The sequence below is a fragment of the Methylocaldum sp. genome (assembly GCF_039794385.1).
Lineage (GTDB): Bacteria > Pseudomonadota > Gammaproteobacteria > Methylococcales > Methylococcaceae > Methylocaldum.
The window spans coordinates 1-10,219 of record NZ_JBDIVO010000155.1 but is presented as its reverse complement, the minus strand read 5'-3'; the positions used below and the strand labels follow the sequence as shown (position 1 = coordinate 10,219).

The following is a 10,219-nucleotide window of genomic DNA, read 5'->3' as shown; positions in this document are numbered from 1 at the left end:
GCCGAGTTGCAGCCACAAATGGGTGGGATTGGTGCCGGTGAAGTTGCGATAGGCGTTGTACACGGCGGCCTGGCCGGAAGTGCCGGTGCCGGCGTCGCCGATCACCCAGATGCGCGTCGGCTGCTGTGTGCCCGTGGTCGGCGCGGTGTGGAAATAGGTATTGCTGTCGCCGCCCGAGAGTGTCTGCGTGGTGGAGCCGATCGAGTAATAGTACTTGGTCTGCGGATTGAGTCCACTCACCTGCACGCTGTGCTCGGTGGTCGACGCGGCATCATCGAAGGTGAGCGTCAAGTTCGTAGGGCTGGTGCCGACGCGCACCCGGCTGTTCGAGGCCACGTCCGAGCGCCAGCGCACGATGAGCCCGCTAGATGTGCCCATCTGCAAATAAGGGCCGCGGGTGACCGAAAGCGCGGCGGCATCGCGGGCCAGCGTCGTCGCCATCAAGGCGGCAAGAGTCAATGAAAAAACGCGGAAAAAGTTCGACGGCTTCATAGAAACTCCCTGGTGTTGGTTGTGGAGCCGCCGGAATACTACGCAGCACAAGTGACGAACTAGTGACAGGGATACGACGAAAACGAAGCTCAGCGCATCGAAGACTTCCAGGTGAGCCGAACCTGTAAAGGTCATGAATCGGTCATCGAACCGTCATCAGGCTGACCCGAAGCGATTTATAGAATCCGAGCCTCCAGAAACTCCATGAGGTGTTCCATGCAGGCCTTCGATCGACAAACACGCAATATTCTGTCTCCCATCGGCAAAGCTGCCGCGTCCGCGCTCCTGTTGGCCTTGAGCATGTCCGCTCAAGTCTTGGCGGAGGGCGGCGACATTCAGCTTTCCGCCGGCGGTGAAATCGCAGGCGCTACCATTCAAGTCCCAGGAGCGCCCGACCGCATTCGAATCCCCGTCGGTCAAATCACAGCGGACGGAGGCCGTCTTCCCATATTTCGCCCGAGTGACCCGCTCCGGCTTCTTCACGATCTGCCGCAAATGGAACAGGGCATCCAGTTCGGCGATGTCGGCGAGGGACGCGCCATCGTGTGGAGCCGCTGCGACCGCCCGGCCCGCATGTGGGTGGAATACGCGTTCAACGAACAATTCACCGATTCCAAGGTCATCCGCGGTCCTCATGCGCTCGAAGTCTCCGACTTCACCGCGCGTCAGGACCTGGTCGGGCTGCCGTCCGGAAAGGACGTGTATGTGAAGGTCTGGTTCGAGGATCTGACCAACGCCCGCAACAAGAGCGAGCCGGTCATCGGTCGTTTCCACACCGTGGGCAAGCACGAGGACATACGCTTCGTGTGGGGCGGCGATACCGCGGGACAGGGCTGGGGCATCAACGAGGCGTTCGGCGGCATGAGGATCTATGAAGCCATGCGTCAAGTGAAGCCGCAGTTCTTCATTCAGAGCGGCGACAGCGTCTACTCCGACGGTCCCATCGAAGCGAGCAAACCGGCCGAAAACGGCCAGATCTGGACTAACCTCGTAACGCCCGAAGTCTCCAAGGTCGCCGAAACCCTGGACGAGTTCCGGGGCCGCTACAAGTACAACCTGCTGGACGCCAACCTCCGCCGCTTCAACGCCGAAGTGCCGCAGATCTGGCAATGGGACGACCATGAAGTGGTCAACAACTGGTCCGATGCCAAGGACCTGGCCAACGATCCCCGCTACACGCTCAAGGAGATTCCGGTGCTGCTCGCTCACGCCACGCGCGCTTTCCACGAATATGCGCCCCTGCGCCCGCATACGGCGGAAGAGTCCGAGCGTCTCTACCGCAAGATTTCCTACGGCCCGCTGCTGGACGTGTTCGTCATCGATATGCGCAGCTACCGGGGCCCGAACACGGCCAACTTGCAGACGCAGGAGGGACCGGAAACGGCGTTTCTGGGCGAAGCGCAGTTGAAGTGGCTGAAAAAGGAACTGAAGAAATCGCGGGCCACCTGGAAAGTCATTTCCGCCGACATGCCCATCGGCCTCAACATCGGCGACGGCGTCGATGCGAACGGCCAGCCCCGCTGGGAAGCCATCGCCAACGGCGACAACGGCCCCGCCGTCGGCCGCGAGCTGGAAATCGCCCGCCTCTTACGCTTCATCAAGCACGAGCGAATCAAGAACATCGTGTGGCTGACCGCCGACGTCCATTATGCCGCCGCGCATTTCTACGATCCCTCGGAGGCGCAATTCAAGAACTTCTCGCCGTTCTGGGAATTCGTCGCCGGCCCGCTCAACGCCGGTTCCTTCGGTCCCAATACCACCGATGGCACCTTCGGGCCGCAGGTCGTGTTCGCCAAGGCGCCGCCGGCGGGTCAGGTCAACCTCTCGCCCTATGCGGGCTTGCAGTTCTTCGGCGAGGTCAACATCAACCGCAAGACCCACGAGTTGACGGTGGATCTAAAGGATCTTTACGGCGCGTCGGTATTCAGCAAGACACTGAAGGCTGAACACGGACGAGATCCCGACTGAGCAGACAACCGAGCCAGGCCCCGAATTGGTGAAAACGCATGTCGACGCCATCGGCCCGTGGAAGCGTTCCTTCGTTCGACATTCAAGCGAACATTAATCGTAAGGGTGGGTTAGCGCAGCATAACCCACCGACTCGGGCAAATTGGGGGCCATACGGCTTAAAACTGATAAGCAGCCTCGATTGCAAACAAATCCCAATCACGTTCGAGTTCTCTGACGTTCCGGTTCTCGGCAAGAGATACCCAGCCCGCACCATGGACCCGATGATATTCGGCACGAATCATAAAGTTATCGATTATGTTGAATCGAAGTCCCGCCATCCAATCTTTGGCAAAGAAAAAGGAGCCAGGAATGCCGGTACGCACTTCGTACTTTTTCCCATAGCGATCACTGACGTCTGTATAAAATACATCGTAACGCCCGATCAATTCGATATAGTGGTTGATCTTATAACCCGCCTGAAAGTAATACCCTTCACCGTTGTATTCATTATCTGGGAGAAATCGCCCGAAGTTCTCAAAGCGTATGTTGCGAATTGAATATTCAGAAGCAAGCGATAGCGACTCGCCGTTGTACTGGATGCCTAAACCGTAGGGTTGATATTCAAATTCACCCGAATCGATTATCGGATCCGATTGCTTATCATAATCGCTGATTAACCACGCAGCGCTAAATACGACCCGGATTAGCCCACCCGAATAGTCATACGCCAGCTGAGTTGCCGCCGAAAAATCTCCGACAAACTTTCCTGGACGGTTGCTGCCCCCGAATACATTAAATTCAAGGCTATTATCCGGTATGGATGCTCCAAGATTTGCCTTGAATGAAAAATTGCCGAAAGGGGAACTGAAGTCCGTGTAAAACTGGGCGCCATCGGTCGCCATGCCGACATTTCGAGTACGGTCGAAGTAAAGACTTTGGGGCAGAAATATGGAAGGTCGAGTAAAAGGAGCATCCCGTGATTCGTTATACAAACCCAGCGGTAATTTGACTCGCCCCAGGCGAACTCCGGATCGAAAGCCGGGATGATCGAGCGCCGTGACGTCCATAAGACCGTAATCGAGCCGTAGCTCTTCGGGAATTTGCTCGCCAGCTCGGCGATATAGGCCTTGGACCGCGAAGCGGACATTATTGAAGGGACGCGCCGCCGCATTTAATCCGACCTGCGTCAAGTCGAAGCTTCCGTGCCTACTGTTGCCGTAAAACTGATTTCCGGATGTGGCTACAAAACCTTGTTCGAGAAATCCGTGGACCTGAAAGCTCTCTGACCAGTTGCCAAAAGCTCCACCGGCATGTGAGCTTAACGGGCAAATCATTACTAGCAAAAAAGCTAAAAAACTAGGTTCCTTTTTGCATCATTCGGAAACAATGTAGTGGCAACCGAGACTCGTGGCCTAAAGCTCCCGCTTGGGTGCTTGCTTCAACGCCAATGCGATTTAGTTTAGACGCAAAAAAGCCGCGCACAGGGCAGGGCGAGAAGGTGTCGGCTTTTCATTGTTTGATGGGATTTTGAGGGGAATCCGAAAAAGGGGCGGATATCCCAAGCTTTCTTTATGATCAAGTGTTGCCTTAACTGGCTATGTGTCAACCGAGTGTCAACGCAGTTATAACGTTTTACGGCTTTTTGTGATGCTTTGAATTGTAAGTGTTTGTATTTGGTTGTTTTTCGTGTCCTTGCGTCACGTTGCAACGGACTCTGACTCCGTCAACCCTGGTTCGAATCCAGGTCCCCCAGCCACTCCGAGCATTGTCACGTGACCAAATCGTGACATTGCTCGAAAATGCCGGCGGCCTGTTGGAAAGCCCTTGCGCTGTGCAGCCGCCGCGAGCCTCCAGCGCTCTGGCCGTCAAGATCGGCCAATCGGGTAGTTGCCACAGATTCCGTTGACTCTATCCAGCGCTTCGTTTCCCGGTCTCCCATGGGCTGTGGCGGAGATTGAAACTACTGCTCTGATTTTTCGAGCCTTTCCGTCCCAAAGAGCGGGCAGGGCAACTTTCTAGGTGACATCCGGCAACTGATTCTAAACGTGTGTCTGCTCGTCGCGTCCTCCGACTCGCCGGTATTGCCTACGTCTACTAGAGCCGAGACTTCACCTGCCGACTGAGCAAACGTTCAAGCTACATGAACTGATTCTTCTTTCTCGTCGTCTTGGACGACGCCCCTCTGGCCGAAATCTTGCCGAGGAAGATGTCGTTCACCGATCCGGCGCTGCGATTCCGTGAGCGGTCATACAAAAGCCTTGGGCCGGTACTCCGAGGGCCGCGTTGAACTTGGCGGACAGGTTCTGATGCGCGGCGATCGCCGCCAGTTCCACGATGCCATCGTCGCCGAAGGCTTGCCGTAATCGGTCGATCAAATCCTGATCTATCTCGATTCCGGTGCCCGTGATGGCCTCCACGTAGGCTAGAGCGGCTCTTTCCGCCTCGCTGAATCGAGGCGAATCCCGAAACCTGGTCAGATCGTGCAATTGCTCTGGCGATACGCCCCGGTCAAGAGCATGGGAGGCGTTGAGATCGATGCAGAAATGGCATGAGTTGAGCTGGGCGATGCGAGTGCGGATCAGGGCGCGCAGCGCACCGCTCAAGGGTGAAGATTTACGTTCCAGGGCCAAATTCATCAACTGAAAGCCGACGAACGCCAGCGGCAGGCGTGCCCACAGGCGCACAGGTTCCGGCAGAACCCGCAAACGCCGGCGCATCAGGGCTAATACCGGGCGCAGGTACCAGGCATAGCGGTAGTTCTCGGGGGTGTCGACAAAGCTCATAGGGCTTCCGGTTTTCAGTGTGTAACGGTGGAGTCAGGGTTTAGACCATTTTCCGGTTTGGTGTAGCGTCCGAAGTAGGTCGGCAAGGGATTGCCGACCTACGATTGCTTCAGGTTTTCGGTATGTGGCGGTGGGCGCGATCTTCAGTCCGCGAGTCGTCGCAGTCTGAAGATCGTCCCTGGGAAAATTATGGTCTCAGCTCAACTTCAGCAGCATTTTTCCCCGCCGCATTCGGCGATTTGTCGCCCGCCCTTGGTTTCCGCTGCCGGACGGCGGGTTCCCGGTGGCGCGCACCAAGCCACCGGTTCGGCGAGAATCCTTGGTTCGATGCCGATGAAGTGCTTCTGATAAGGGCCTTCGGTGAGGGTGCGGAAGGTTCGCTCGCATACGGCAATGCGCTCGCCGCGCGGGAAGATATGGCCCTCCTCGTCGCGCACTTCCGCGTAAGGGCCGCGATAGATCACCGCATGGCCCCGGTCCAGGCATTCCCGGCCGTAGCCTTTGACGGCGACCAGGGTGACGGCGCGGAATTCGATGTTCTCGACCACCTGCCAGGGTTCGGCTTCCCATTTGTCCAGACACACGGCGCCGAAGCCGGCTTGCTCGAAGGCTCGGACGAACTCCCGTTCCTCGAAGGCGCCGGAGATGCAGCCGCTCCACAGCGCGGGATCGTCCTTCAGATGTTGGGGCACGGGCTCGTCGGCGACGACGTCGGAGATGGCAACCCGTCCGCCCGGTTTGAGCACCCGGAAAATTTCCCGCACCAGTTGCGTTTTTTCGTCATCGCCCACCAGGTTCAGCACGCAGTTGGAAATGACCAAATCCACCGAAGCGTCGGCAATCAGCGGCTGGGTTTTGCGCTGCCTGGCCTGCCAGGATTTCAGCGCCGCCAGGGACGCCGCGTCGGTAACCGGTTGTTCGGCCAGATAGCGTTCCATTGCGGCGACGTCCAAGGCCAAATCCTGGATATAGCCCTTGTGGAAACGCACCCGGTCGCCGCCCAGTTTCTCGGCCATTTCCGACTGGTATTTGCGGGCCAGGGCCAGCATGTCGTCGTTCATGTCGACGCCGATGATCAGCCCTTGAGGGCCGACCAGTTGTGCCGCCATATAACAAATCTTGCCGCCGCCCGAGCCCAGGTCGAGCACGGTATCACCTTCACGTACATAGCGGGAGGGATCCCCGCAGCCGTAATCCTTGTCGATGATTTCCCGCGGCAGCAATTTCAATAGCTCGCGGTCGTAATCCACCGGACAACACAGGGCCTCCTGCCTCTCGCGAGCACCTTCGGAATAGCGTTCTCGTACCGACTCTTCTACAAACATCATGGGCTCTCCAGATTCACTGTTCTCTTTCTACGTGTTCAATGCGCCACCGCAGGAGCTGCCGCAGCCGGCGGTACAGCCATAGCAATGATCGGCCGTGGCGATGGCCTGGCCTTGCAATGCGGTTACATCGATTTCCGTGATATGACGCCGTCGCCCGCCCAGCGGCAAGCCCAGCATCTGGTTGAAATCGCAGTCGTGGACGTAACCTTGCCAATCGATGCTGATCAGGCTGCGGCACATGATGCCTTCCAGGTTTTCATCGCGATGGGCGCTTTTCAGCAAGCGCATGTAGGGTTCGAACTGGCCTTTCGACACCAGGGTGCTGCCGAAGCGCTGAATGGGCATGTTGGCGAGGGCATAAAGCCGGTTGAAGACGATGTCGTAGCGGGCCTTCAGCTCTCGATGGTAGGCGGCTTCCAGTTCCTCCTGGGCTGGCGGCAATGTCGGCCCCTGGGGGTTGTAGACCAGGTTCAGGATCAACCCCGTGCCGGGTCGGCCGTAGCCGAGTCCATTGAGCCTTTTCAAGGCGCGAAGGCTCGCTTCGAATACCCCGTTGCCACGTTGCCGGTCCACGTTGTCTTCGAGGTAACAGGGGAGGGAAGCCGTGATTTCCACCTTTTGCGCGGCCAGAAAATCGGCTAGGCTCTCGTAACCGGGTTCTTCCAGAATGGTGAGATTGCACCGGTCGATCACTCGAAGATCCAAGTCCCGCGCGCTTTCCACCAGATAGCGGAAATGCGGGTTCATCTCCGGCGCGCCTCCGGTCAGATCCAAGGTGGCAACTCCGGCCCGCCGCAGCAGATCGAGCACCTGGTCCACGGTTTCCCTGTCCATCATCTCCTTGCGTTTCGGTCCGGCATTGACGTGGCAATGCAGGCAGGTCTGATTGCAGCGGTAACCCAGGTTCACTTGCACCGTGTCCAGCTCTCCGCGGACGATGACGGGAAAATTGCTGGATCGTACCAAGGGCAATATCGCATGCATGCGCGGCTTAGACTCCGTCGGGAAGTGGAAAATTTAAATCATTAGTCGCCTGCCGAGACGAAATCTTACAGCGTCGCGAAGAAAATCATCCCGGTGCGGCTGTAAGTTTTCTATCTCATTGTCCGACCAATTAATAGCATTATTCGACCATTGCCTTTAGGGAAATCCGTCATGAACCCTTACCGTATCGGTCTTGTCATCGTCCTCCTGTCGCTTGCTTGGGCTTTTTTCGCCTTCGACCTGCAACGCTTTTTCACTTTGGAGACGTTGAAAGCCCAGCAGGAAGCCATCGCCGCTTATCGAACCTTCCATCCTTTTCTCGCCGCCGCGATTTACGGCATCCTCTATGTAGCGGTCACGGGGCTGTCCCTGCCCGGCGCGGCGGTGCTGACTTTGGCCGGCGGCGCCGTGTTCGGTCTGCTGTGGGGCACGGTGATTGTATCTTTCGCTTCGACCATCGGGGCAACCTTGGCCTTTCTCGCATCCCGCTTTTTGTTTCGCGATGCGGTCAAAGCCCGGTTCGGCGAGCGTCTGAAAGCCATCGATTCCGGCATCGCCCGTGATGGCGCTTTTTACCTTTTTACCTTGCGGCTGGTGCCGGCGTTTCCGTTCTTCGTCATCAATCTTCTGATGGGCCTGACCGCCATACCCACTCGCACATTTTATTGGGTGAGTCAGCTGGGGATGCTGGCGGGAACGATCGTTTACGTGAATGCCGGCACGCAGTTGGCCAAGATCGAATCCCTGTCGGATATCCTCTCGCCCGGCCTGCTTTTGTCATTCGCCCTATTGGGCCTGTTCCCGCTGCTGGCCCGCAGGCTGGTGGATACGATCAAGGCCCGCAAGGTGTATGAGCCCTGGGAAAAACCCAAACGCTTCGACCGTAACCTGGTGGTGATCGGTGCGGGCTCTGCGGGTCTGGTCACCGCCTATATCGCGGCCGCCGTGAAGGCAAAGGTGACGCTGATCGAGAAACACCGCATGGGCGGAGATTGCCTCAACACCGGCTGTGTCCCTTCGAAAGCCCTGATACGCACGGCGAAACTGCTGAGCCAGATCGGTCGGGCACCCGAGTTCGGCATCCGCCGGGCCTCTGCGGAGTTCGATTTCGCCGACGCGATGGAACGGGTGCAGCGGGTGATACGGACTGTGGCGCCGCACGATTCGGAGGAACGGTACACCGAATTGGGCATTGAAGTGATCGAGGGCGAAGCGAGGATTGTCTCGCCCTGGTCGGTGGAGGTTCGCACGGAAGCGGGCACTCGCACGCTCAGCACCCGCGCCATCGTCATCGCTGCCGGTGCGAGGCCTTTCGTGCCGCCTATCCACGGATTGGAGGAGGTGGGCTATCTCACTTCGGACAACGTCTGGGATATCCGCGAATTGCCGAAGCGTCTGGTCGTCCTCGGTGGTGGTCCGATCGGTTGTGAGCTGGCGCAGGCGTTCGTCCGATTCGGCAGTCGGGTTACTCAGGTGGAGATGTTGTCCCGACTGCTGATCCGGGAGGATCCGGAAGTCTCCGAAATCATTGCGCGGCGTTTCCGCGACGAGGGCGTAGACCTTCGGTTGGAGCATCAAGCCAAACGGATCATCGTCGAGAACGGCGAGAAAATCCTGATCGTCGAACACCAGGGGCAAGAGATACGGATAGTCTTCGACCAAATACTGGTGGCTGTCGGCCGCGTCGCCAACACTAAGGGCTACGGGCTGGAAGAACTCGGCATCGAAACGACGAAAGCGCGCACCGTCGAAACCGACGAGTTTCTTCAGACGATTTACCCCAACATCTACGCCTGCGGAGATGTGGCCGGGCCGTTCCAGTTCACGCATACGGCTTCCCATCAGGCCTGGTACGCGGCGGTCAACGCGCTCTTCGGCGATTTCAGGAAATTCCGGGCCGATTACCGGGTCATTCCTTGGGCAACCTTTACCGATCCGGAAGTGGCGCGGGTAGGCCTTAACGAACAGGAAGCCAAGGAACGGGGCATACCTTATGAAATCAGCCGCTATGGCCTCGACGATCTGGACCGCGCCATTACGGACGGCGAAGCGCACGGTTTCGTCAAGGTGCTCACCGTACCGGGCAAGGACCGGATACTCGGCGTGACCCTCGTCGGCGAGCATGCGGGAGACCTGATCGCCGAGTTCATCCTGGCCATGAAACACGGGCTGGGATTTAACCAAGTACTCGCCACCATTCACATCTACCCGACCCTGGCCGAAGCCAATAAATACGCCGCCGGGGTCTGGAAACGCGCGCATGCGCCGGAAGCGCTGCTGCGATGGGTGGAGCGGTATCATGCCTGGCGGCGGGGGTGATGGTCCGGCAAGTTTTCCGCCAACCCTCACATGCAGGAAGTCGCGTATTCCAGAACCGGGTCGTGCGACGTGGCGACATGTCCCGCGCGTCCAGAACGCCGGATTTGTATTGGTCGTCTCAACGACCGGAAAGTCACAACGGCAAAACGCGGGTGATCGTTGACATGCTAGATTATGTGTATATACTCCTAAATATCTTTCGTTTAGAGTAGGAATCCCGCAGTTGTCCAAAGCACGTGCCCCCTCGAGTGAAATGCCGGATTACCGGTGCTGTATGGATTGCACCGGCTTCAATCTCCGTAAGGCGACCCGTGCGGTGAGTCAGCTTTACGACGAGATGCTGCGCCCGGCCGGCATCCGGGG

General features: G+C 58.0%; 7 protein-coding genes. 2 read left to right on the top strand and 5 right to left on the bottom strand.

Translation table 11 applies throughout. The features are described 5' to 3' along the window. A partial coding sequence (locus ABJK70_RS13820) for a fibronectin type III domain-containing protein (RefSeq protein WP_347258259.1) occupies positions 1 to 492 on the bottom strand: 492 nt, incomplete at its 3' end. Positions 493 to 708: 216 nt separating this feature from the next. Between ABJK70_RS13820 and ABJK70_RS13815 the strand changes: the two genes are divergently transcribed. Continuing rightward, positions 709 to 2,460, top strand: coding sequence for an alkaline phosphatase D family protein (locus tag ABJK70_RS13815; RefSeq protein ID WP_347258258.1), 1,752 nt, complete (start codon positions 709 to 711; stop codon positions 2,458 to 2,460). 158 nt (positions 2,461 to 2,618) lie between these two features. Here ABJK70_RS13815 and ABJK70_RS13810 read toward each other — a convergent pair whose 3' ends face one another. From ABJK70_RS13810 to arsS, 4 genes are all read right to left on the bottom strand, one after another. Beyond that, complete coding sequence (locus ABJK70_RS13810; RefSeq protein WP_347258257.1) at positions 2,619 to 3,632, bottom strand: hypothetical protein; 1,014 nt, start codon at positions 3,630 to 3,632, stop codon at positions 2,619 to 2,621. A gap of 1,023 nt (positions 3,633 to 4,655) precedes the next feature. Then, positions 4,656 to 5,225: a carboxymuconolactone decarboxylase family protein gene (locus tag ABJK70_RS13805; RefSeq protein ID WP_347258256.1), complete on the bottom strand. Its 570-nt coding sequence runs from the start codon at positions 5,223 to 5,225 to the stop codon at positions 4,656 to 4,658. A 206-nt stretch (positions 5,226 to 5,431) separates the two neighbouring features. Then, the gene (locus ABJK70_RS13800) at positions 5,432 to 6,553 is read right to left on the bottom strand and encodes a methyltransferase domain-containing protein (protein ID WP_347258255.1); all 1,122 of its coding nucleotides are present in this window, start codon (positions 6,551 to 6,553) and stop codon (positions 5,432 to 5,434) included. Positions 6,554 to 6,580: 27 nt separating this feature from the next. Next, positions 6,581 to 7,537 (bottom strand): arsenosugar biosynthesis radical SAM (seleno)protein ArsS, encoded by a 957-nt coding sequence (arsS, locus tag ABJK70_RS13795; RefSeq protein ID WP_347258254.1) that lies wholly within the window; start codon positions 7,535 to 7,537, stop codon positions 6,581 to 6,583. Positions 7,538 to 7,708: 171 nt separating this feature from the next. Between arsS and ABJK70_RS13790 the strand changes: the two genes are divergently transcribed. After that, positions 7,709 to 9,856 (top strand): FAD-dependent oxidoreductase, encoded by a 2,148-nt coding sequence (locus ABJK70_RS13790; protein ID WP_347258253.1) that lies wholly within the window; start codon positions 7,709 to 7,711, stop codon positions 9,854 to 9,856. Positions 9,857 to 10,219: the final 363 nt, after the last annotated feature.